Genomic DNA, 23,145 nt, shown 5'->3' with positions numbered 1-23,145 from the left:
CGCCCACCGCGCGTTGCCTGGAATTTGCTTCCGCCGGGGAACAAAACCTCTCTGATTCCCGCTATGCCACTGGTACGTACTAGGCTGTGGGGGATGCTCCCAGGCAGCCGCGGCGGCCTGCACGGGCTGCCCAGACTGAAATCCTGAGAGGATCTATGGCCGAGTCCAAAAAGCGACGTCCACTGCTCAACAAGGCGACGAGAGGTCCCTTGATCTGGATCGTCATGGCGCTCCTCGTGGTGTCCATCGGAGCGCTCCTCTTCAGCCGTGTGGGCTTCAGCCAGATCGACACCGAGCAGGGACTCCAACTGCTGGCCGACGACCAGGTCGAACAGGCCAAGATCGTCGACCGCGACCAGCGCGTCGACCTCACCCTCAAAGAGGACCTCACGGTCGACGGCCAGGAATACGGCAAGAAGGTCCAGTTCTACTACGTCGAACAGCGCGGCGACCAGATCGTCGAGGCCGTCACCGAGGCGAACCCCACTCAGGGCTACACCGACGAGGTGCCGCAGCAGAGCTGGCTGATGTCGCTGCTGGGCACCCTCATCCCGTTCGTCATCATCTTCGTCGTCTTCTGGTTCCTCATCTCGCAGATGAGCGGCGGGAAGATGATGAACTTCGGCAAGTCGAAGGCCAAGCTCGTCAACAAGGAGAACCCGGACGTCACGTTCAAGGACGTCGCCGGGGTCGACGAGGCGCTCGAAGAGCTCGAGGAGATCAAGGAGTTCCTCGCCGAACCCGAGAAGTTCAAGGCCGTCGGGGCGAAGATCCCCAAGGGCGTCCTCCTCTACGGTCAGCCGGGCACCGGCAAGACCCTGCTCGCGAAGGCCGTCGCCGGTGAGGCGGGTGTGCCGTTCTACTCGATCTCCGGTTCCGACTTCGTCGAGATGTACGTCGGCGTCGGCGCCTCCCGCGTGCGCGATCTCTTCGAACAGGCGAAGGCGAACGCCCCCTGCATCATCTTCATCGACGAGATCGACGCCGTCGGCCGCCAGCGCGGGGCCGGCATGGGCGGCGGGCACGACGAGCGCGAGCAGACGCTCAACCAGCTCCTCGTCGAGATGGACGGCTTCGACGTCAAGACCAACGTCATCCTCATCGCCGCGACCAACCGGCCCGACGTCCTCGACCCGGCGCTGCTGCGCCCGGGCCGCTTCGACCGGCAGATCCCGGTCGAGGCCCCGGACATGAAGGGCCGGAAGAAGATCCTCGAGGTCCACGCGAAGGACAAGCCGCTGGCCCCCGACGTCGACCTCGGCCAGATCGCCAAGCGCACCCCCGGATTCTCCGGCGCCGATCTCGCCAACGTCCTCAACGAGGCGGCCCTGCTCACCGCGCGTGAGAACGCGAAGGTCATCGACAACCGCATCCTCGACGAGGCGATCGACCGCGTCATCGCCGGACCGCAGAAGCGCACGCGCCTGATGAACGACAAGGAGCGCCTCGTCACCGCCTACCACGAGGGCGGCCACGCCCTCGTCGCTGCGGCGATGAACAACACCGACCCGGTGACGAAGGTGACGATCCTGCCCCGCGGCCGCGCCCTGGGCTACACGATGGTGCTGCCGAGCGAGGACAAGTACTCGACGACCCGCAACGAACTCCTCGACCAGCTCGCCTACGCGATGGGCGGACGCGTCGCCGAGGAGGTCGTGTTCCACGATCCGACGACCGGGGCGAGCAACGACATCGAGAAGGCGACGAACATCGCCCGGAAGATGGTCACGCAGTACGGCATGAGCGAGAAGCTCGGCATGGTCAAGATCGGCGACGACCAATCCGAGCCCTTCGCCGGACGCGGCTACGGCGCCGGCGACGAGTACGGCGATTCGACGCTGTCGGCCATCGACAAGGAGGTGCGCGCGCTCATCGACACCGCGCACGCCGATGCGTACTGGGTGCTCACCCACAACCGCGACATCCTCGACGCCCTGGCCTACCAGCTGCTCGAACGCGAGACGCTCGACCAGGCCGCCCTCGAGGAGATCTTCGCCCCCGTCCTCAAACGGCCCCGCCGCGAGGTGTGGCTGGCCAACGACGAGCGCCCGGTCTCCGACCGCGGCCCGATCGTGCCTCCTGCCCCGCAGGGCGGCCGCAGCGCCGGCGGCGATCAGGACGGCACCGGCCACTCCGGTGGTCCGGGTCCCGACACGACGGACCTGCCCGGTGCCGGACCGACCGGCACCCACGGCCCCGACGTGCCGCACAACCCGCCGGGACCCCGCGACCCCAACGGTCCGGTCGGACCCGCCGGTCCCACCGGGCCGGCAGGACCGAACTCCGGTCTGTCCGGGGACGAACCGGGAGGCCAGCGCTGATGACCGATTACGTGTTCGACGACCTCGGCGAGACGACCGCGGACAAGCCCACGGTCGATCATGAGCGCATCGCCGCGGCAGTCAGGGAGATCCTCTTCGCCGTCGGGGAGGACCCCGACCGCGACGGGCTCATCGAGACCCCGGCCAGGGTGGCCCGCGCCTATGAGGAGTTCTTCGCCGGTCTCCACCACGACCCGGCCGAGATCCTCTCCGTGACGTTCGACATCAGCCACGAGGAGATGGTCCTCGTCCGCGACATCGACCTCTACTCGATGTGCGAACACCACCTCGTGCCGTTCCACGGCGTCGCCCACGTCGGCTACATCCCGGCGAAGAACGGCAAGGTCACCGGCCTGTCGAAGCTCGCCCGGCTCGTCGAGGTCTACGCCCGCCGTCCCCAGGTCCAGGAGCGGCTGACCTCGCAGATCGCCGACGCCCTGATGACCTACCTCGAACCCCAGGGCGCGATCGTCGTCGTCGAGGCCGAGCATCTGTGCATGACGATGCGCGGAGTCCGCAAGCCCGGCGCCTCGACGATCACCTCAGCGGTGCGCGGTCAGCTGCGCGAACCGGCGTCCCGGGCGGAGGCGATGAGCCTCATCCTCCGAGGCTGAGCGATGACAGGGACACCGGCTGTCGAACCGACCCCTGCCGCGGGTCAGCCGCCTGCTCTCGGGGATCCGGCGCGCACGCAGATCATGGGCGTCCTCAACGTCACGCCCGATTCCTTCTCCGACGGCGGCCGCTACTTCGACCACGCCAAGGCGATCGCCCACGGGCTCGCACTGACGACCGCAGGCGCGGACATCATCGACGTCGGCGGGGAATCGACTCGCCCCGGTGCGGTCCGCGTCGACGAGGACGAGGAGCTGCGCCGGGTCGTGCCCGTCGTCCGTGAACTCGCCGCTGCCGGCGTGCTCATCAGCGTCGATACGATGCGGGCGGCGGTGGCCTCGGCGGCCATCGACGCCGGGGCGCACATCATCAACGACGTCTCGGCCGGCCTGTCGGATCCCGGCATGCTCACCGTCGCCGCGGACACCGGCGTCCCGATCGTCCTCATGCACTGGCGCGGTCATCTCGACCGTGCGGATGCGACGTTCCACTACGACGATGTCCTCGCCGAGGTGGTCGCCGAACTGCGCGAGCGCATCGATGCAGCCGTGGCCGCCGGCATCGACGCGGACGCGATCATCGTCGATCCGGGCCTGGGCTTCTCGAAGAACGCCGACCACAACTGGCAGATCCTCGCCGGGCTCGACGCGTTCTCCGCGTTCGACCAGCGCCTCCTCGTCGCCGCGAGCCGCAAGCGCTTCATCTCCTCTCTCGTCTCGCCGGAGGATCCGACGCGTGCCGCGGAAGCGGCGAAGGACCAGGCCACGGCCGTGATCTCGGCGTTCGCCGCGCAGGCAGGGGCCTGGGCGGTGCGCGTCCACGACCCGGCCGCCTCGGCGCTGGCCTGTCGGGTGACGGCTGCCATCGCCGATCACGCGGCCCCGGGCACCTCACCGTGGAAGCCCGGCCGGGCATGAGCTCACAGCCGGACCGGATCGAGCTGCGCGGCCTGACGGTGCGCGGCAACCACGGCGTCTTCGACTTCGAGAAGCGCGAGGGTCAGGACTTCGTCGTCGACGTCGTCCTCCACACGTCGACGGCGGCTGCGGCCGGGACCGATGACATCGCCGACACCATCCACTACGGCGACCTCGCCGAGGCGGTCGCCCACATCGTCGAGGACACCACCTTCGACCTCATCGAGACTCTCGCCGAGGCGATCGCCGACCACTGCCTGACCCTGACCGACCATGTCGAGGTCGTCGTCCACAAGCCGAGCGCCCCGATCGAGCGGACCTTCGCCGACGTCACCGTCACCGTCGACCGGCACCGCGCGGACGCGGGTCCTGCCGAGGCACCGGCCGCGGTCGCCTATCTCAGCCTCGGGGCCAACCTCGGCGATGCCGCGGCCACGCTCGACGACGCCGTCGCCGCCCTCGACCGGCACCCGGCGATCACGGTCGCCGCCCGGTCCTCGCTCTACCGGACCGCACCGTGGGGCGGGGTCGAGCAGAACGACTTCCTCAACCTCGGCGTCCTCATCGAGACCGCCCTGCCCGTCGACCAGCTCCTCGGGGTGGCCCAGGGCATCGAGGTCGCCGCCGGTCGGACCCGGGAGCTGCGGTGGGGACCGCGGACCCTCGACATCGACCTCATCAGCGTCACCACCGAGGCCGGGGAGGTCCGCTCAGCGACCCCGACGCTCACCCTGCCGCACCCGCGCGCTCACGAGCGGGCCTTCGTCCTCGTCCCGTGGGCGGAGCTCGCACCGGAGACGACGGTCGCCACGGCCACCGGGCGCCAGCCGATCTCCGAGGTCATCGCCGCACTGGCCGATCAGGAAATCACCCGGGTTCCCTCCCCGCAGACGCCGGAGATCTGAAAGACTGAGGAGCATGCAGCGAACCTCCTCAGGCATGCTCGTCATCTGGGCGACCGCCGGCGTCGTCCTCGGCGTGCTCGTCGACGTGCTCCTCGAGAGCCAGGGGTTCGCGCTGCCGGGCCAGCCGTGGTTCCCGATCATCGGCATGCTCATCCTCGCCGCCGTCCTCCTCGTCCTCGGCTACCCGATCAAGAAGTGGAACGAGGGGGACCGGACCCGCGAGATCGACCCGCTCCAGGCCGCCCGCGTGGCCGTCATGGCCAAGGCGAGCGCTCTGACCGGAGCCGGGCTGGCCGGCTGGTACCTCGGCAACGCCGCCTACTACTTCTTCTCGGCTCCGGGCATCCGCAACGACCTCGCCGCCGGCATGCTCTTCGCCGCGATCGCCGCCGCTGCCCTGATGATCGTCGGGATCATCGTCGAGATCTTCTGCACCCTCCCGCCCCACGACCCACCAGGAGCCGAAGCCGCATGACCGACCCGATCTACACCCGAGTCAGCCCGAAGTACTGGCGCAAGGAGACGATCTCGTCGCTGACGTTCTTCGTCCCGCTGCTCGCCGTGGCGATCGCACTCGCCGTGATCTTCCCGTCCCAGTGGTGGCTGCACCCGCTGTGGGCGGCGATCCTCGTCTGGGCCGTCGTCTACCTCGTCGTCCTCTACCGGCAGGCGAAGGTCATCGGGTACGCCGAACGCGATGACGACCTCCTCATCCGCCGCGGCATCATGTTCCGCCGCACCACCGTTGTGCCCTACGGCCGCCTCCAGTTCGTCGACGTCGACTCCGGCCCCATCGACCGGATGTTCGGACTGGCCACCGTCAAACTCCACACCGCCTCGGCGGCCACCGATGCGACGATCCCCGGCCTGCCGCGCCCCGACGCCGACCGCCTCCGCGACAGCCTCGCCGGTCGCGGACAGGCGAACCTGGCAGGGCTGTGACGATGAGCTCCGATCACGACATCACCGAGGAGACCGGGCAGTCCCAGCCGGCAGCGGAGCCCCAGCCGGCTGCGGAGTCCTCCGTCGCCGAGGTGGCCGCCCCGGAGGTCTGGCATCGGGTCCATCCGCTCACCCCGGTGCTTGAGAGCCTCGGCGTCATCGTCGTCCTCTTCGTCGTCGCCGGGTACGTCGGGCAGAACTTCATCCAGCAGGCGCTCAGCGACTTCGCGGCCGGTGACGGCGTCGACCTGTCGATGGCCGGCTGGGTCGGCGCGCATCCGCTCGTCATCCTCGCCGGCCTCGGCGGGGTCCTCCTCGTCCTCGCCGTCGCCGGTGTCTACAGCTGGCTCGCCTGGCGGGTCATGGGCTACCGCGTCGACGCCGAGGCGATCTACGCCCGTTCCGGCCTGCTCGCGAAGAAGCTGCGCAAGGCCCGCCTCGACCGGGTCCAGTCGATCGACCTCCAGCAGAAGCTCGTGCCCCGTCTCCTCGGACTCGCCGAGCTCGTCTTCGACGTCGCCGGCGGCAAGGGCGCCAACGTGTCGCTGAAGTACCTCAGCCGGAAGAAGGCCGACGCCCTGCGCGATGAGCTCCTCGCCGCGGTGCGCGAGGTCAAGCAGGGCGGGCGACCTGCCGGTGGTGCCGGCAGTGCCGCCGTTGCCGGTGTCGGTGATGCAGGGGTCCCGGGAGGGCCCGTTGGGCTCGGCAGCCCTGCCGGTACCCCGGTCGGCCAGGCGGCCTGGGCAGGTGAGGACGGCACGGTCGACAGCCTCGGCGCGGGCCAGGGTCCAGGGGAGCCGACGGTCGATCTCAGCGCCCCCGAACGCGCCGGTGACAGCATCGGTGTGCGGCTGAGCAAGCGCCTGAGCCGGTACGCGGGGGAGGCGATCGGGGAGGCCGAGGACAGCCTCAACGACATGCTCGCCCCCTACGGCGTCTCGACCAGGCTGACGGAGGAGGGCGAGATCATCCGGGTGCCCGTCCACCGCGTCATCCTCTCCTCGCTGCTCAAGACCGACTTCCTCATCGGCGTCCTCGTCTTCCTCGCCGTCATCGTCGCGGCCATCGTCCTCTTCCTCACCGGTGTCCGGGAGGCGGCGGTGCCGATGCTCTTCGGCGTGCTGCCCGCCGGCATCGCGGCATTCGCCTCGGTGAAGAAGGACCTCGACAACGCGAACTTCGTCGTCCGCCTCACCGACTCGGGCCTCGCCGTCAGCCACGGCCTCGTCTCGACCTCGCGGAAGGTCATCCCGCTGGACCGGGTGCAGGCGGTGTGCCTGCACCAGCCGCTGCTGTGGCGCATCGGCGGCTGGTGGAAGGCCGAGTACAACATCGCCAGCGCCGGCGACAAGGGCGAATCGAACCTGCTGCTGCCCGTCGGCGACATCGACCAGGCGCTGACGATGATCGGTCTCGCCCTGCCGGCACCGCAGGTCGACGACGAGGTCAGCGCCCGCAGCCTCACGCTCTCGGCGATGTACGACACCGACTCGCCCGACCCGCAGGCCGCGCGCGCCGAGCAGGCCTTCCACCCGCAGCCGCGCTCCTCCCGATTCATCGACCCGCTCGTGTGGAAGCGGCGGGCGTACGCGATCACCGAAGCCCTCCTCGTCATCCGCCTCGGCCGCCTCGAGCGCCGCGTCGACTTCGTCCCGCACGAACGCGTCCAGTCGATGGAGTACCGGCAGGGTCCGCTCCTGCGGTCACTCGGTCTCGCCTCGGTGGCGGTGCACTCGACGGCAGGGCCGATCACCCCGAACGTCGCCCACCAGGACGCCGAGGAGGCGCGGCGGTTCTTCGCCGAACACGCCGAACGCACCCGGCTGGCCCGTGAGCACTTCGACGAGCAGCGCCGCACCGGGAAGGGGATCGACGCATGACCGCACCGCCCCCGGACGCCCCGCGCCTGGGCATCGGCATCATCGGCGCCGGCCGCGTCGGCTCCGTCATCGGAGCCGCCTGGCGGGCGGCCGGACATGCGATCATCGGGGTCAGCGCCACCTCGGCGGCCAGCCTCGAACGCGCCGAGGACATGCTGCCCGGCGTGCCCGTCCTCCCTCCCGACCAGATCGCCGAACGCGCCGAACTCCTGCTGCTCGCCGTGCCCGACGACGAGATAGGCTCGCTCGTCTCCGGTCTCGCCGCGCTCGGCCGGATCCACGCAGGTCAGATCGTCGTCCACGTCTCCGGACGCTACGGCACGGACATCCTCGAACCGGCGACCGGCGTCGGGGCGCTGCCGATCGCCCTGCATCCGTCACTGTCGTTCACCGGCACCGCCGTCGACCTTCCGCGCCTGCGGCAGGCCACCGTCGCCGTCACCGCACCCGGACCGATCCGGCCGGTGGGCGAGGCCCTCGTCGTCGAGATGGGGGCTGAACCGATCGAGATCGCCGAGGCCGACCGACCGCTCTACCACGCCGCGATCACGCACGCGTCGAACCACTCGATCACGATCATCGCCGAGGCCCTCGAGATGCTCACCGAAGCCGGTGTCGAGGACCCCTCGCGGGTGCTCACCGCTCTCGTCGACGCGAGTGTCGCCAACACCCTGCAGAACGGGGCGAAGGCGCTGACCGGACCGGTCGCCCGCGGCGATGTCGGGACGCTCGCCGCGCACCTGGCGGCCCTGAGCGAATACAGCCTTGCCGTCTCCCATCCGGGCACCCGCGACAGCTACATCGCACTGGCCCGGTCGACGACGGCGAAGGCGCTCGCCCTGGGGCGGATCACCGAGGCGCAGGCCCAGGAGATCCTCGCCCTCCTCGCCTGAGCTGACGGGGCGGGTCGGCCGGCCTGCGACCCCCTCCGCACGGGGTGTGGCGGGGGCCTCAGGGCGGTTGCGCGAATTCCCCCGCGGGGTGCTGGCGCGGTAGCCTTGAGGGCATGGCAGAAACTGAGTCGATCATCCCTGACACCGCTGAGTCCGCACCGGAACACCTCGATCCCGAACAGATCAGGATCCGCAAGGACAAGCGGCAGCGGATGCTGGACTCCGACACCGAGGCCTACCCCGTCTCCGTGCCCCGCACGCACACTCTCGCGCAGGTCCACGCTGCCCACCCCGACCTCGAAGCCGGTGACGAGACCGACGATGTCGTCGGCGTCGTCGGCCGCGTCGTCTTCGTCCGCACCACCGGCAAGCTCGCCTTCGTCACCCTGCAGGCCGGTGACGGCACCCGCCTGCAGGGGATGCTCTCCCTGCGCGAGGTCGGCGAGGAGCGCCTGGCCGACTTCAAGGCCGACGTCGACCTCGGCGACTTCCTCTTCCTCCACGGCAGGGTCATCAAGTCCAAGCGCGGGGAGCTCTCCGTGCTCGCCGATGAGTGGCAGATGGCGTCGAAGGCCCTCCGCCCGCTGCCGGGCCTGCACACGGAACTCGCCGAGGACACCCGCGTGCGCCAGCGCTACCTCGACCTCATCACGCGGGAGGCCGCACGGACGACGATGCGCACCCGCGCCGAGGTGATGGCCTCGCTGCGGCGGACGTTCGCCGACCAGGACTTCATCGAGATCGAGACGCCGATGCTCCAGGTCATGCACGGGGGAGCGGCGGCCCGCCCGTTCAAGACGCACATGAACGCCTACGACATCGACATGTACCTGCGCATCGCCCCCGAGCTCTTCCTCAAGCGGGCCATCGTCGGCGGCATCGACAACGTCTTCGAGATCAACCGGAACTTCCGCAACGAAGGCGCCGACTCGACGCACTCGCCGGAGTTCGCGATGCTCGAGGCCTACCAGTCCTACGGGGACTACCATTCGATCGCGGAGCTGACGAAGACGCTCGTCCAGAACGCGGCCCAGGACGCCACGGGCTCGCTGCTCGTCACCCTCGACGACGGCACCGACTACGACTTCGGCGGCGACTGGGCGGTCGTGAGCATGTACGAGACGCTCTCGGCCGAATCCGGTGTCGAGGTCACCCCGCTGACCGGCATCGAGGAGCTCGAGAAGATCGCCGCGGACCACGACGTCGACCTGGGCGGAGTCTTCCGCTCGCACGGCAAGTACGTCGAGGAGCTGTGGGAGCACTTCTACAAGGACAAGCTGTGGGCGCCGACCTTCGTCACCGACTTCCCGGTCGACACCTCACCGCTCGTGCGCGAGCACCGGGACAAGCCCGGCGTCGTCGAGAAGTGGGATCTCTACGTCCGCGGCTTCGAGCTGGCGACCGGATACTCCGAGCTCGTCGACCCCGTCATCCAGCGGCAGCGCTTCGAAGCGCAGGCCGCCGACGCCGCCCGCGGTGACGGTGAGGCGATGGGCCTCGACGAGGAGTTCCTCACCGCGATGGAACACGGCATGCCCCCGACCGGGGGAATGGGCATGGGCCTCGACCGTCTGCTCATGGCGCTCACCGGTCTGGGAATTCGCGAAACCATTCTCTTCCCCTTCACCAAACCGATCGCTGCGGCGAATTCGGACTCCACAGAGGAAGGCTGAGACCGTGCTGGATCTCATCAAGGCGCTGCTTCCGTCGATCTGCATCGCATTGCTCTTCTGGTACGTGATGCGCGGCATTGTTCGCGCAGATCGGACAGAACGCGAGCAGATCGAGAAATTCTATTCGGAGCATGAAGTTAGCGAATTGGACGATAATGGGGATTCGGGTGTTATGCTTACACCCGTAAAGTCGTCTGAAAATGAAAAGAGTGAACATGGCACGGGAGATGCGACTCGTTCTCACGGATGATTTCGACGGTTCGGAAGCAGCCGAAACCGTTCGGTTCAGCCTCGACCAGGGGACTTATGAACTGGAACTGTCCACGAAGAATGCCGAAGAGCTGCGTGAGACCTTTGCTCCCTATATCGCCAAAGCCCGCCGTGTGGCCAACCCCGGTTCACGCGGACGCCGCGGAGGATCGACCGGCTCGGGCCCCAAGCGGGACACCGCGAAGATCCGCGAATGGGCGCAGGAGAACGGCTACCAGCTCGGTGATCGCGGACGGATCCCCCAGGAGATCGTCCAGGCCTACGAAGCCGCAGGGAACTGAGCACAGGCACAACTGAACGACAGCCCCCTGACAGGGGCGCCGATTCGCCGAGGGACCGATGACACGAGCATCGGTCCCTCGGTCTTTTCGTCGCCTGGGCTTGATCGGTGCGTGCGCCGCGCCGGATCGCGGGGTCTGCGCCTGCATCCGGCCATCCGTGCAGGTGACTGCGATTCTGCGGCGGCGGTGTCGCAGTTAGGGATTAGCCGCGCAAAGCGACTTTCTTGAGAATTGACTGAGCGTCGCGCGTGCCGATTTGTTTCTCCGCAGGCGGCTTTCCAGGCGGCAATGCCGGTGGCGGAATATCGGCAACGCCGTCTGCGTTGCGTGTGGTGTTTGAGGGTGCCGTCACCGATTGCCGGGAGGATGACAATCGCCGAGGCGGTCAAAAGGACTTTGGAAGAGACCAGGTCCGCACCCATCCGGAAACCCGGGGACTCCGAATATACAGTGTAAGCACGGAAGCGCTCGGTTGGCGTTCGACGTGAGAGCGGTGCCACGTGCGCCGGTCGCGGCAGCGTCCGAACGGGGCGGCCGACCGACTGCGGTGGACCGGGTTCCGACCGACCGCCTCGGCGCAGGATCAAGGGATTTCGCCCTGAGCCGAACGGTTTCGGCTGATGGCGAAACGTGCAATAGATCCCGAGGTTGGGTCGTTACGCTCTACAGATACCAGAACTCCAGGAGGGTGAATATGTTCGAGCGGTTCACTGACCGAGCCCGCCGAGTGGTGGTGCTCGCCCAGGAAGAGGCCAAACTCCTCAAGCATAACTACATCGGAACCGAGCACATCCTGCTCGGCCTCATCCACGAGGGTGAAGGCCTGGCGGCCAAGGCTCTCGAGGGGATGGACATCTCCCTCGAACAGGTTCGCGATCAGGTCCAGGAGATCATCGGGCAGGGACAGCAGGCGCCGAGCGGGCACATCCCGTTCACTCCGCGCGCGAAGAAGGTCCTCGAGCTCAGTCTCCGTGAGGCCCTGCAGCTGGGCCACAGCTACATCGGCACCGAGCACATCCTGCTCGGCCTCATCCGCGAAGGCGAGGGCGTGGCCGCTCAGGTCCTCGTCAAGCTCGGCGCCGACCTCGGGCGGGTGCGCCAGGAAGTCATCAAGCTGCTCTCGGGCTACCAGGGCAAGGAGCCGGTCGCTGCCGGCGGTCGCGAAGAGGGCACGCCCTCGGGCTCGCTCGTCCTCGACCAGTTCGGGCGCAACCTCACCGCAGCCGCCCGTGAGGGCAAGCTCGATCCGGTCATCGGCCGGCACGAGCAGATGCAGCGCGTCATGCAGATCCTCTCCCGCCGCACGAAGAACAACCCGGTTCTCATCGGCGAGCCCGGCGTCGGCAAGACCGCCGTGGTCGAGGGTCTGGCGCAGGCGATCGTCAACGGCGAGGTTCCCGAGATCCTCACCGACAAGCAGCTCTACACGCTCGACCTCGGCTCCCTCGTCGCCGGCTCCCGGTACCGCGGTGACTTCGAGGAACGTCTGAAGAAGGTGCTCAAGGAGATCCGCACGCGCGGTGACATCATCCTCTTCATCGATGAGATCCACACGCTCGTGGGTGCCGGTGCCGCCGAAGGCGCCATCGACGCCGCATCGATCCTCAAGCCGATGCTCGCCCGAGGTGAGCTCCAGACGATCGGTGCGACGACGCTCGACGAGTACCGCAAGCACATCGAGAAGGACGCTGCGCTCGAGCGCCGCTTCCAGCCGATCCAGGTGCCCGAGCCCTCGCTCGCGCACTCGATCGAGATCCTCAAGGGCCTGCGCGACAAGTACGAGGCGCACCACAAGGTGACGATCACCGAGGGTGCTCTCGCGGCTGCCGTCAACATGTCCGATCGCTACATCAACGACCGGTACCTGCCGGACAAGGCGATCGACCTCATCGACGAAGCGGGAGCGAAGCTGCGCATCTCGCGGCTGTCGGTGCCGCAGGAGATCCGTGACCTCGAGGAGAAGATCCTTGAGGCCCGTCACCGCAAGGAAGCTGCGATCGACGCTCAGGACTTCGAGCTGGCGGCCTCCGAGCGGGACTCGGAGATGAAGCTCCAGCACGAGAAGGACGAGCAGACCGAGGCCTGGCGCAAGGGCGGCAAGGACACCTCCGCCACCGTCGACGCCGATCTCATCGCCGAGGTGCTCGCCTCTGCCACCGGCATTCCGATCTTCAAGCTCACCGAGGAGGAGTCCTCGCGTCTGCTGCGGATGGAAGACGAGCTGCACAAGCGCATCATCGGCCAGAACGATGCGGTCAAGTCGATCTCGCGGGCGATCCGCCGGACCCGTGCGGGTCTGAAGGATCCGAAGCGTCCGTCGGGTTCGTTCATCTTCGCCGGTCCCACCGGTGTGGGAAAGACCGAGCTCGCGAAGGCTCTCGCGGAGTTCCTCTTCGGCGACGAGGATTCCCTCATCAGCCTCGACATGTCGGAATACTCGGAGAAGCACACCGTGTCGCGTCTCTTCGGTTCGCCTCCCGGCTACGTCGGCTACGAAGAGGGCGGCCAGCTCACGGAGAAGGTGCGTCGCAAGCCGTTCTCCGTCGTCCTCTTCGACGAGGTGGAGAAGGCCCACTCGGACATCTTCAACTCGCTGCTGCAGATTCTCGAGGACGGCCGACTCACCGACTCGCAGGGTCGTGAGGTCGACTTCAAGAACACGATCATCATCATGACGACCAACCTGGGCACGCGTGACGTCTCCAGCGGTCTGCAGATGGGATTCCAGGTCGAGGGTGACACCAAGACCAACTACGACCGGATGAAGCAGCGGGTCAACGAAGAGCTCAAGCAGCACTTCCGTCCCGAGTTCCTCAACCGCGTCGATGACACGATCGTGTTCCCGCAGCTGAACAAGGAAGAGATCATCGAGATCGTCGACCTGTTCCTCGAGCGCCTCGACACGCGTCTGGCGGATCAGGGCATGAAGGTCGAGCTCACCGATGCGGCCAAGAACCTGCTGGCCGATCGCGGCTACGATCCGGTGCTCGGTGCACGTCCGCTGCGCCGCACGATCCAGCTCGAGATCGAGGACCAGCTCTCGGAGAAGATCCTCTTCAAGGAGATCGGCCGCGGTCAGACGATCAAGGTCGACATCGAGGGCGAAGGCAAGGACGCGCAGTTCACCTTCGAAGGCGTCGAGACCGAGACCTTCCCGACCTCCGGATCCGACGATTCGTCCTCCGGCGGCGAACTCGCCGGCGCCGGGTCGACCGGGTCGGCGTCCTGATCGGCAGCGGTCCGCTGACTGGCTGGCTGACTGCGGCTGCTGGCTGACAGTGGTCTGCTGAGCGAACAGTCACCCTCCGCAAGCGGCCCCGGGCCCGAGAACTTCGGTTCTCGCCCGGGGCCGCTTCGCGTTGTCCGGACGCCTCGCGTTCTGCGCCAGGTTCATGGTGACGCCTGCGTTCTGCGCCAGGTTCATGGCGGCGCCTCACGTTCTGCGCCAGACTCATGTCGATTTCGGACTCGAGATCACCACGGAGGTGGCGCACAATCGCCGTCACTGTGGCGCAGACCTGAGTGGACGCACCGTCAGCGCCTGCGCGCGATGGTGTTGAATGAGGGGATGAGCTCAGCCACCTTCGACCACGGACTCGTCGCCTCCGATCACCACCAGACCCACGGTCTGCCCAGTGGGCTGCGGCTGCGACGAGCCCGGACGTCCGACGTCAAGGGCATCGAAGCGCTCGTGGCCCCGCTGGCCGAAGAGCGCATCCTCCTCGCTAAGGACACGGTGACGTACTTCGAGTCGCTGCAGGAGTTCTGGCTCGTCGTCGATGAGCGACCCGACGGCAGTGAAGTCCTCGCCGGCTGCGCGGCCCTCCACATCATCTGGTCCGACCTCGCCGAGGCGCGCACCGTCGCGACGTCCCCTGACTACCGGGGCAGGGGAGTGGGCAAGGCCCTCATCCGCCAGCTCCTCGCCGACGCCGTGGAGATCGGGGTCGACAGGGTCTTCTGCCTGACGTTCGAAACCGGATTCTTCGGCTCCCTCGGCTTCGAGCCGATCAAGGGCATTCCCGTATCACCGGAGGTCTACGTCGAACTCCTCCACTCTGCTGACGAAGGTGTGGCCGAGTTCCTCGACCTCGCCAGGGTCAAGCCGAACACTCTCGGCAACACGCGAATGATCAAGTACCTGTAGATCCGGCCGCCGGCATCGGGCCGGGTACCCGGCCGTCACCGCGGCAGGCTGAGGCGGTCCTCGCTGCGGTGAGCCAACCCGTCGGTGACGAGATCGGCGATGAGTCGTGAGATGCGGCCGGCATCCGCGCTGAGATCGCGCATCGTCGTGAGCTTCGCCGAGGTGGCCGGGCCCAAGGCGGCGAGGCATTCGTCATCGAGGTCGGCAGTCGGTGCCGTGAAGAGATCGACCGCGACAGCATCGGTCGCGGCGGACCTCCGACCTGCGGCTGCGTTCGCCGCCCCCTCGACCGCCGAGGACCCGTCGGCAGCCGATGAACTCTCGGCCGCCGAGGTCGACCGATCGCCCGCCTCGGCGGCTTCTGCATGCGCGGCCTTGAGGACATCCATGATCGCGCCGCGCAGCTGTCGGTCAGTGCCGGCCCACTTCTGGGTCTTCGGCTTCGTCGCCGAGGCGGGACGTCCGGCGAGGTTCCAGGCGCAGATGTCCGCGAGCGGGCATTCCTCGCATTTCGGACTGCGGGCGGTGCACACGACGGCACCGAACTCCATGACCCCGGCGTTCCAGGCCACATGATCGGTCGCGGGGACGAACTGTTCGGCCCAGACCGTCTCCCTGCGGCTCGGTGACACCGTGGGCCGGTCGCGGCCGGCGAAGACACGGATGAGGACCCGGCGCACATTCGTATCGAGGACCGTGGTGCGCTCGCCATGGGCGAACGAGGCGACGGCTGCCGCCGTGTACGCGCCGATCCCCGGCAGCGTCTCGAGAGCGGCAGCGGTGTCCGGCACCTGGTTGTCGTGGTCGTCGGCGATGACTCTCGCGGCTTCCTGCAGCCGCAGCGCACGACGCGGGTAGCCGAGGCGATCCCATCGCTGGAGAACCTCGGCGGTGGGAGCTGCCGCCAGGTCAGCGGGAGTGGGCCAGCGCTCGAGCCATTCGCTCCAGCGCGGGGCGACGCGGGAGACCGGGGTCTGCTGGGACATGATCTCGCTGACGAGGACCGCCCACGCCGAGGTGCCTTCGGCCCGCCATGGCAGGGGTCGGGCGGCTACCTCGAACCAGTCGATGATCGTCGTCTGGACGCGTTCGATCTCGGACTCGGACACGTCGGGGAAGCCCGGTGCTGTGGGGGTGATCCCAGTTTCGGCAGAGGTGCGGTGTGTCATTTGGATGCGCATTCGCAATTGCCTAGGCTCATTGCGATGACTCCTTCCGATCGTGGTTCGCAGCCGAAACAGCCTCGCCAGTCTAGCGGCAAGCTGCCTGCGCACGTCTACCGTCGGCGGAGGATCACCCTGGCGGTGCTCAGCCTCGTCGTCATCGGGCTCATCGTGCTCGGCGTCGTCGGCATCACGAAGGCGATCGGCGGTCTGTCGGATCAGGAGCCGACCGCGGCCGACGCTCCCACGAGCGCCTCACCGACACCTCAGGCTCCGGTCCCCGACGCGCAGGCCGCCAGCGGTGCCTGCCCGCCGGATTCCGTCTCGGTGAGCGCGAAGGCCGACAAGAAGAGCTACGACGAGAACACGAAGCCGAAGTTCGAGATGGTTATCGGCAACACCCACACGGCCACCTGCCTCATCGAGGTCGGCACGAAGCAGCAGGAATTCGTCGTCGAGCAGGAAGGGGACGTCGTGTGGTCCTCGAAGTACTGCGCAGCCGACGACGATGAGAACGCCGAGGCGCCGACGGAGTTCGCCCCGCAGTCCCAGAAGACCGCCCAGTTCGAATGGAACCGGGTCCGCGTCGACAAGAACTGCAACAAGGCGAGCAAGGGCTTCGAGGCGGGCACGTACGATCTCGTCGTCAAACTCGGCGACACAGAGAGCAAACCTGTGCCCTTCGAACTCGAGAAGGATGAGGCGACGAAGGCCAAGGAGAAGGAAGCCGCTGACAAGAAGAAGGCCGAGGAGGAGAAGAAGGCGACCGAGTCGCCGACTCCGAAGCCCACGGAGACCGAGAACTCCGACGGCTAGCCCGCTCAGACCCCGCGGTACGAGCCCACACCCCACGAGTTGCCGTCGTGGTCGCGGAACGCGAACTCCCGTCCGCCGTAGGACTGTGTGGCCACCGGCCGCACGATCGCATGCCCGAGTTCGCGGATCTCACGGTAGAGCCGGTCGACCTCCCGTTCGGTGGGTACGACGACGTAGATCGCCGCCCCGCCGACGCTGTCGAGAGCCGAACCGTCGTGGCGCACAGACCCGATCATCACCCCGCCGGTCTCACCGAGGGCGTATTCGGCATGGAGGACGAGGCTCGGATCGTCTTCATCCCGCACCGTGACGCGCTCGACGAAGCCGAGGGTGACGAGCATGGCGGTCGTCGCCGCGATGTCCGTCGTCCGCAGCGCCGGAAACACTGTCGTGGTCATCTTTCAAGCATGCCCTGTTTCACTGCGGAAGTCTCGGATTTTCTCCCCTTCGCAGCCCCGACATCGCACACCGGCCGCCCCGTCATGACCGGCGACCATCGGCACCGCCCGCCGGCTCACTTGTCCTTGTCGTTGAGGACGAGTTCGACCGCCTCGGCGACGTGCTCGCATTCCTTGACGACCATGCCGTCGGGGATCGAGACGTTGCGCAGCGCGCCCCGGGCGACGATCGCCCGGGTCATGCCCAGCCGGGCCGCTTCGCTGAGCCGCTGGCCGAGGTTGGGCACATTGCGGATCTCACCGGAGAGGCTGATCTCGCCGATCGCGACGAACTTCGCGTAGAGGGCCCGCCCTAGCGCGGCCGAGGCCAGCGACAGGCAGATCGCCAGATCGTTGGCCGGTTCGACGAGCTTGGCCCCGCCGACCGTGGCGACGAAGACATCGGACTTCGCGAACCCGGCCGCGGAGACCTTCTGGCTGAGCACGGCGATCATCATCGCCACCCGCGACGAGTCGACCCCCGACACCGAACGCCGCGTCTGACCTGCCGCGGCCTCGGTGACCAGGGACTGCACCTCGACGAGCAGCGGCCGTTTGCCCTCCTGATTGACCGTCAGGCACGTGCCCGCCGGCGTGGACCCCGATGCGCGGGAGAGGAAGAGACCGGAGGGGTCTTCGAGGCTCTTGATCCCGTTCTCCTCCATGTCGAAGCAGCCGACCTCGTCGGTGGGACCGAACCGGTTCTTGATCGCCCGCAGCATCCGCAGCCGGGAGTGCTTCTCGCCTTCGAACGTGCATACGACGTCGACGAGGTGCTCGAGGAGGCGGGGTCCGGCGATCGTTCCGTCCTTCGTGATGTGGCCGACGAGCACGGTCGACAGGGACCGGGACTTCGCTTCCCGGATGAGGGCGGCGGCGACCTCCCTGACCTGGGTGACCCCGCCGGGCACACCGTCGACCTCCGAGGAGGCCAGCGTCTGGATCGAATCGACGATGAGCAGGTCGGGGTCCTCGGCTTCGATGAGGCCGAGCACGGCGCCGAGGTCGGTCTCCGCGGCCAGCAGCAGGTTCTCCTCGAGGGCGTTGATCCGGTCGGCGCGCAGCCGCACCTGGCCGGCCGACTCCTCACCGGTGACGTAGAGGACCGTCGACTCGAACTTCGCGGCGCGCGCGGCGACGTCGAGGAGGAGAGTCGACTTCCCGACTCCGGGCTCCCCGGAGAGCAGGATGACCCCGCCGGGGACGATGCCGCCGCCGAGCACCCGGTCGAATTCGTCGACGAAGGTCCGCTTCGCCACCGCAAGGGTCGTGTCGACCTCGGTGATCGACTTCGCCCCGCTCGACTTCTTCACCTTCGTCTTCACCGACGTCGAACCGGCACCCTTTTCCTCGAGAGTGCCCCAGGCCTGGCATTCGGGGCACCGCCCGAGCCACTTCACGGTCGAGTATCCGCATTCGGTGCAGGTGAAAGACATACGGCAAGTCTGGCATGCGACACGGACATGACGCGCGCCTCACGGACATGACGTCCGGGGCAGACCTCAGTCGGCGACGGTGAGCACCCGGGGGCCGTCCTCGGTGATGGCGATCGTGTTCTCCGAATGGGCGCCGTTCGAGCCGTCGGCCACCCGCAGGGTCCACCCGTCCTGATCGACCTTGAGCTTCTTCGACGTGAACGACCACCACGGTTCGATCGCCAGGGTCAGGCCCGGCTTGAGCACCATGCCGCGCCCGCCCTTGCCGCGGTTGGCGACGTGGGGGTCCTCGTGCATCGTGTGCCCGAGGCCGTGACCGCCGAAGTCGAGGTTGACCGGGATGCGCTGGGCATCGGCGACGTCGCCGATCGCCTGGGAGATGTCGCCGAGGCGGTTGCCGGCCTGCGCGGCACCGATGCCCGCCTCGAGGCCTGACCACGTCGAGTCGATGAGGCGCTGGTCCTCCTCGGTGCCGGTGCCCACGATGACGGAGCGGGCGGCGTCGGCGACCCAGCCGTCGATGGACACGGCGAAGTCGAGGGTGAGGAGGTCACCGTCGGCCATGACGTAGTCGTGGGGTTTGCCGTGGAGGACGCCGTCGTTGACGGAGAGGCAGATGACGTTGCGGAACGGACCCGACCCGAACGAGGGAGCGTAGTCCCAGTAGCAGGACTTCGCTCCGGCCTGCTCGATGAGCGTGCGAGCCCGCTTCTCCAGGTGCATGAGGTTCATGCCGGGTTCTGCGGTCTGAGACAGTTCGGCCAGCGTGTTCGCCACGAAGCGACCGGTCACCGCCATCTTGTCGATCTCGGCGGGTGTCTTCAGCTCAATCACGGGTGCTCTCCTCTGGGGTCTGGGCTCACCGGCCAGTCTAGTTCCCCGCGCGGGCCCTCGGCCCTCCCGGGTCAGGTCACCGCCGCCCTGCTGCTCGACAGTGAAGTCCTCGTCGTGACGAGGATGAACGGCATGGTGAGCACCGCGAGTCCCAGGCAGAGCAGCGGCGGAAGGGCGCCTGCGCCGAGGCTGACTCCGCCGGCTCAGGTGCCTGCGACGATGCCGGCCTGGAAGGCGATAACATAGACGGCGGAGAGCACCGTAGCCTCGACTCCGCCGAGGCGCACGACGCTCGATCCGGCATTACGAGGACAGAGGTCTGCTGGTCTCGTCGCGCACGTCGACAGGGTATCGCGAATTCGGCGCCGAGGCGGTCGGCACGGTCGCGCACATCCGCCGGCTGCCGCCTCAGAGGAACTCCACGCCCTGGGCCAGGGGCAGCTCGCCGGAGTAGTTGATCGTGTTCGTCGCCTGCCGCATGTAGGCCTTCCACGCATCCGACCCGGATTCGCGGCCGCCGCCGGTCTCCTTCTCACCGCCGAACGCCCCGCCGATCTCCGCACCCGAGGTGCCGATGTTGACGTTGGCGATGCCGCAGTCGGACCGGGAGAGGAAGGTCTCCGCCTCGGCGAGGTCAGAGGTGAAGATCGCCGAGGACAGCCCCTGCGGCACCCCGTTGTGGAGGGCGATCGCCTCGTCGAGGTCGCTGTAGGTGACGACGTAGAGGATCGGGGCGAAGGTCTCCGACTCCATCACCGAGGTCTGCGCGGGCATCCGCACGAGCGCGGGTTCGACGTAGTGGGCGTCGGGTCGCTCCTCGGCGAAGACGCGACCGCCGCCGGTGAGCACGATTCCCCCTTCGGCCTCCGCCCGGGCCAGCGCCGACTGCATCGCCTCGAAGGCGCCTGAGTTGATGAGCGGCCCGACGAGCACCCCATCGTCCGTGGGCGAGCCGATGCTCAGGGTCGCGTAGGCGGCGACGATCGCGGCATTGTTGCCGCCGAGTTCGAGCAGGACGCGTCCGAAGCGCTCGGCGACGACCGGACCGACCTCACGGCCCATGCGCACCGATCCCGTCGCCGAGACCAGCGCCACCCGGTCGTCGCGGACCATGGCGTCGCCGATGTCGCGACCGCCGACGAGGACGGGCACGAGACCCTCCGGTGCCCCCACCTCGGCGGCGGCCCGGGCCAGCAGCGACTGCGCGCCGAGGGCGGCGAGCACGGCGTTCTCCGAGGGCTTCCACACCACGGCGTCTCCGGCGACGAGCGCGAGGGCGGTGTTCCACGAGTACACGGCGACGGGGAAGTTGAACGCGGAGATCACGCCGACGACTCCGAGCGGATGCCACGTCTCCATGAGTCGGTGACCCGGACGTTCGCTCGGCATCGTCTTGCCCCACAGCTGGCGGGACTGGCCGAGCGCGAACTCGCAGATGTCGATCATCTCCTGGACCTCGCCGGCGGCTTCGGAGGGAGTCTTGCCGGCCTCGACGGTGACGATCTTCGCAAGCTCCTCCTTGTGCTCGGCAAGCAGCTGACCCCAGCGGCTGACGAGCCGGCCGCGGACGGGAGCGGGAACGTCCCGCCAGGTCTCGAAGGCGGCGGCTGCCTGCCCGATCTTCGCCGCGGCTGTCTGCGGCGAGTCTGCGGCGATCGTCGCGAGCACCTGCCCGGTGATCGGGGAGCGGGCGGTCAAAGGCTGCCCACTCGTCGAGTCGGGGGCGAGCACAGCGGCGCCGACGCCGCATGCGCGCAGCCCCTCGTCGAGGAGCGCGGCGACGGCGTCATCGGTGGGAAGAGCGGTGGCGGTGGAGGTCGTGGTCATCATGGTCCTCACTGTGTCTCAGGCGGATGGGTGTCAGTTGCGGGTGTGTCAGTGGCGGCGACTAGGGTGCGGGCATCGAAGTCGGAGGAAGGGGAGTCATGGTCACACGATGTTGAGCTCCTTGCGCAGGCCCGTCAGGGAGAAGCGGTCCTTGTCGAGCGGGGAGACGTCGACGAACGGGGTGCGGCCGGTGAGGAGGTCGGCGACGACCTCGCCGACGGCCGGGCCCATGAGGAACCCGTGGCCGGAGAACCCGCACGCGTAGGTGAAACCCTCGAGTTCGCGGGCCTGCCCGATGAGCGCGTTGTGGTCGGGGGTCATCTCGTAGAGGCCCGCCCAGCCGCGTCGGATGTCGACGTCGGCGAGGTCCGGGGTGCGCCGGTCGATGAGCTCGGAGAGCCGGAACAGCCACTCCGGGTCGCGGCGGTCGTCGAACCCCCACCGGTCCTCGGCATCGGGACAGCCGAAGAGGAGTCCGGGGCCTTCGGGGTGGACGTAGTAGCTGGTGGCGAAGTCGATGGTGAACGGCATCGCGGAGGTGTCGAACGCCACGGGTTCGCTCACCATGATCTCGCGCCGCAGAGGGGTGACGGGCAGGTCGACGCCAGCCATCTCGCCGATCAGCCCCGACCAGGCGCCGGCCGCGCAGACGACCTGCGAGCACGCGATCGGACCCGCCGTCGTCTCCACCGAGGTGATCGTCCGCTTCCCGGCGGCTCCCTTCGTGAGGATGCCGGTGACCTCGCAGGACGTGAGCACGGTGACGCCGCGGTCACGGGCGGCGCCGATGTAGCCGGCGACGACGGACTCGGGGGTGCAGTGCCCGTCACCGGGGTTGAACGCCCCGGCGACGAGACCCGCGGTGTCGACGTAGGGGGCAAGGGCTGCGACCTCGGCGACGGTGAGCATCTGCGAATCGAGGCCGAGCGACCGCTGGAGGTCGACGTTGTCGGCGAACGTCCTCGCCGCCTCGGGGGAGTCGAGGAGGAAGAGGTAGCCGTTGGAGACGAGGTCGATGTCGATGCCGAAGCGTGATTCGAAGTCGCGGAGGATCTCGAGGCTGCGCACGGACAGGGCGATGTTGACCTCGTCGGAGAACTGGCAGCGCACCCCGCCGGCGGCCTTCGACGTCGACCCGGACCCCGGGACGTCGCGTTCGACGAGGACGACGCTCCCGGCCCCCGCGGCGGCGAGGTTGAAGGCGATCGACGCGCCCATGACGCCGCCGCCGATGATGACCACATCTGCGTTCACACTGCACCTCAGCTGGTTCGGGGCCGACACCGTTGTCGGCTTGTCCACCATTGTGCGACCGAACACATTTAAGGACAAGGCAGAGTCTGTGAAGACTGTTTTCACGATTCCTTAAAAACCGCTAGTCTGTGCCCATGACCTGGACGCTCGGGCAGCTGCAGACGTTCGTCGTCGTCGCCGAACGCGGTTCGATGACCCGCGCCGCCGAAGCCCTGGGCTACAGCATCGGGGCGGTCTCCCAGCACATGAGCGCACTGCGGCGCACCGTCGGCTCCGACCTCGTCATCCGCCGCGGCCGCTCGCTCGTGCTCACCGAAGCCGGCCGCACCCTGCTCCCGCGCGCCCGGAGCATCCTCGCCGCCCAGGCGCAGGCGGAGCTCGCGATGCTCGGCCGCGACTTCGAGCGCGAGGCGATCGTCACCCTCGGGGTGTTCGGGTCGACGTCGACCATCGGCCTGCCGCTCATCGTCCGCCTGCTCGCCCAGCGCCACCCCGACATCGTCGTCCGGGCCCGGGAGGTCAACGTCGAGACGA

Annotated in this window: 22 protein-coding genes; 16 read left to right on the top strand and 6 right to left on the bottom strand. The window is 68.1% G+C overall.

What is annotated here, in order from left to right; all coding sequences use genetic code 11:
• Positions 1-155 precede the first annotated feature (155 nt).
• The 13 genes from ftsH to ABD154_RS12330 all read left to right on the top strand — a co-directional run bounded on the left by ftsH (position 156) and on the right by ABD154_RS12330 (position 14,844).
• Positions 156-2,321, top strand: coding sequence for an ATP-dependent zinc metalloprotease FtsH (gene ftsH, locus ABD154_RS12390; protein ID WP_198500716.1), 2,166 nt, complete (start codon positions 156-158; stop codon positions 2,319-2,321).
• Positions 2,321-2,935, top strand: a complete 615-nt coding sequence (gene folE, locus ABD154_RS12385) for a GTP cyclohydrolase I FolE (protein ID WP_344251384.1) — start codon at positions 2,321-2,323, stop codon at positions 2,933-2,935. Before ftsH ends, folE begins: the two co-directional genes overlap by 1 nt.
• A gap of 3 nt (positions 2,936-2,938) precedes the next feature.
• Entirely contained in the window at positions 2,939-3,853 is a 915-nt protein-coding gene (folP, locus tag ABD154_RS12380; protein ID WP_344251383.1) for a dihydropteroate synthase, read from the top strand.
• Positions 3,850-4,758 carry a 2-amino-4-hydroxy-6-hydroxymethyldihydropteridine diphosphokinase gene (gene folK, locus ABD154_RS12375; RefSeq protein ID WP_344251382.1) on the top strand — a complete coding sequence of 303 codons (909 nt, stop codon included), beginning with the start codon at positions 3,850-3,852 and terminating at the stop codon, positions 4,756-4,758. The genes folP and folK overlap by 4 nt, the downstream gene beginning before the upstream one ends.
• Positions 4,759-4,771: 13 nt before the next feature.
• Positions 4,772-5,233 carry a DUF3180 domain-containing protein gene (locus ABD154_RS12370; RefSeq protein ID WP_344251381.1) on the top strand — a complete coding sequence of 154 codons (462 nt, stop codon included), beginning with the start codon at positions 4,772-4,774 and terminating at the stop codon, positions 5,231-5,233.
• Positions 5,230-5,700, top strand: a complete 471-nt coding sequence (locus tag ABD154_RS12365) for a PH domain-containing protein (protein WP_198500721.1) — start codon at positions 5,230-5,232, stop codon at positions 5,698-5,700. Before ABD154_RS12370 ends, ABD154_RS12365 begins: the two co-directional genes overlap by 4 nt.
• A 2-nt stretch (positions 5,701-5,702) precedes the next feature.
• Positions 5,703-7,580 (top strand): PH domain-containing protein, encoded by a 1,878-nt coding sequence (locus ABD154_RS12360; protein WP_344251380.1) that lies wholly within the window; start codon positions 5,703-5,705, stop codon positions 7,578-7,580.
• On the top strand, positions 7,577-8,473 hold the full coding sequence (locus ABD154_RS12355) for a Rossmann-like and DUF2520 domain-containing protein (RefSeq protein ID WP_344251379.1): 897 nt from the start codon (positions 7,577-7,579) through the stop codon (positions 8,471-8,473). Before ABD154_RS12360 ends, ABD154_RS12355 begins: the two co-directional genes overlap by 4 nt.
• A 113-nt stretch (positions 8,474-8,586) precedes the next feature.
• Positions 8,587-10,146: a lysine--tRNA ligase gene (gene lysS, locus ABD154_RS12350; protein ID WP_344251378.1), complete on the top strand. Its 1,560-nt coding sequence runs from the start codon at positions 8,587-8,589 to the stop codon at positions 10,144-10,146.
• Positions 10,147-10,150: 4 nt separating this feature from the next.
• The gene (locus ABD154_RS12345) at positions 10,151-10,396 is read left to right on the top strand and encodes a hypothetical protein (protein WP_171006995.1); all 246 of its coding nucleotides are present in this window, start codon (positions 10,151-10,153) and stop codon (positions 10,394-10,396) included.
• Positions 10,362-10,697, top strand: coding sequence for a histone-like nucleoid-structuring protein Lsr2 (locus ABD154_RS12340; protein ID WP_137824891.1), 336 nt, complete (start codon positions 10,362-10,364; stop codon positions 10,695-10,697). The genes ABD154_RS12345 and ABD154_RS12340 overlap by 35 nt, the downstream gene beginning before the upstream one ends.
• 694 nt (positions 10,698-11,391) lie before the next feature.
• A complete protein-coding gene (locus ABD154_RS12335) occupies positions 11,392-13,926 on the top strand; it encodes an ATP-dependent Clp protease ATP-binding subunit (RefSeq protein ID WP_137824892.1) in 2,535 nt (844 codons plus the stop codon).
• A gap of 339 nt (positions 13,927-14,265) precedes the next feature.
• Positions 14,266-14,844, top strand: coding sequence for an amino-acid N-acetyltransferase (locus ABD154_RS12330; protein ID WP_171007000.1), 579 nt, complete (start codon positions 14,266-14,268; stop codon positions 14,842-14,844).
• Between the two features lie 35 nt (positions 14,845-14,879).
• On the opposite strand, the gene ABD154_RS12325 is transcribed toward ABD154_RS12330, so the two are convergent.
• Positions 14,880-16,013, bottom strand: coding sequence for an HhH-GPD family protein (locus ABD154_RS12325; RefSeq protein ID WP_344251377.1), 1,134 nt, complete (start codon positions 16,011-16,013; stop codon positions 14,880-14,882).
• Positions 16,014-16,049: 36 nt separating this feature from the next.
• On the opposite strand from ABD154_RS12325, the gene ABD154_RS12320 reads away from it, so the two are divergent.
• A complete protein-coding gene (locus ABD154_RS12320) occupies positions 16,050-16,823 on the top strand; it encodes a hypothetical protein (protein WP_344251376.1) in 774 nt (257 codons plus the stop codon).
• Positions 16,824-16,828: 5 nt separating this feature from the next.
• Here ABD154_RS12320 and ABD154_RS12315 read toward each other — a convergent pair whose 3' ends face one another.
• The 3 genes from ABD154_RS12315 to map all read right to left on the bottom strand — a co-directional run bounded on the left by ABD154_RS12315 (position 16,829) and on the right by map (position 19,530).
• Positions 16,829-17,221 carry a VOC family protein gene (locus ABD154_RS12315; RefSeq protein WP_232623857.1) on the bottom strand — a complete coding sequence of 131 codons (393 nt, stop codon included), beginning with the start codon at positions 17,219-17,221 and terminating at the stop codon, positions 16,829-16,831.
• A 116-nt stretch (positions 17,222-17,337) separates the two neighbouring features.
• Positions 17,338-18,696 (bottom strand): DNA repair protein RadA, encoded by a 1,359-nt coding sequence (gene radA, locus ABD154_RS12310; RefSeq protein ID WP_344251375.1) that lies wholly within the window; start codon positions 18,694-18,696, stop codon positions 17,338-17,340.
• A 66-nt stretch (positions 18,697-18,762) separates the two neighbouring features.
• A complete protein-coding gene (gene map / locus ABD154_RS12305; protein ID WP_344251374.1) occupies positions 18,763-19,530 on the bottom strand; it encodes a type I methionyl aminopeptidase in 768 nt (255 codons plus the stop codon).
• Positions 19,531-19,825: 295 nt separating this feature from the next.
• Here map and ABD154_RS17965 point away from each other — a divergent pair, with 295 nt between their 5' ends.
• A complete protein-coding gene (locus tag ABD154_RS17965; RefSeq protein WP_425546734.1) occupies positions 19,826-19,984 on the top strand; it encodes a MerR family transcriptional regulator in 159 nt (52 codons plus the stop codon).
• On the opposite strand, the gene ABD154_RS12300 is transcribed toward ABD154_RS17965, so the two are convergent.
• Together ABD154_RS12300 and ABD154_RS12295 are read right to left on the bottom strand one after the other, a co-directional pair.
• A complete protein-coding gene (locus ABD154_RS12300; RefSeq protein ID WP_344251373.1) occupies positions 19,939-21,357 on the bottom strand; it encodes an aldehyde dehydrogenase family protein in 1,419 nt (472 codons plus the stop codon). The two genes, ABD154_RS17965 and ABD154_RS12300, sit on opposite strands and share 46 nt — an antisense overlap.
• A 102-nt stretch (positions 21,358-21,459) precedes the next feature.
• Complete coding sequence (locus ABD154_RS12295; protein WP_344251372.1) at positions 21,460-22,611, bottom strand: NAD(P)/FAD-dependent oxidoreductase; 1,152 nt, start codon at positions 22,609-22,611, stop codon at positions 21,460-21,462.
• Positions 22,612-22,745: 134 nt separating this feature from the next.
• On the opposite strand from ABD154_RS12295, the gene ABD154_RS12290 reads away from it, so the two are divergent.
• Positions 22,746-23,145, top strand: a 400-nt coding sequence (locus tag ABD154_RS12290) for a LysR family transcriptional regulator (protein ID WP_344251371.1), incomplete at its 3' end; no start/stop codon positions are given.

The organism is Brevibacterium sanguinis (assembly GCF_039528855.1).
GTDB lineage: Bacteria > Actinomycetota > Actinomycetes > Actinomycetales > Brevibacteriaceae > Brevibacterium > Brevibacterium sanguinis.
The sequence above is the reverse complement of the archived record's forward strand: the minus strand, read 5'-3'. Positions and strand labels throughout refer to the sequence as shown.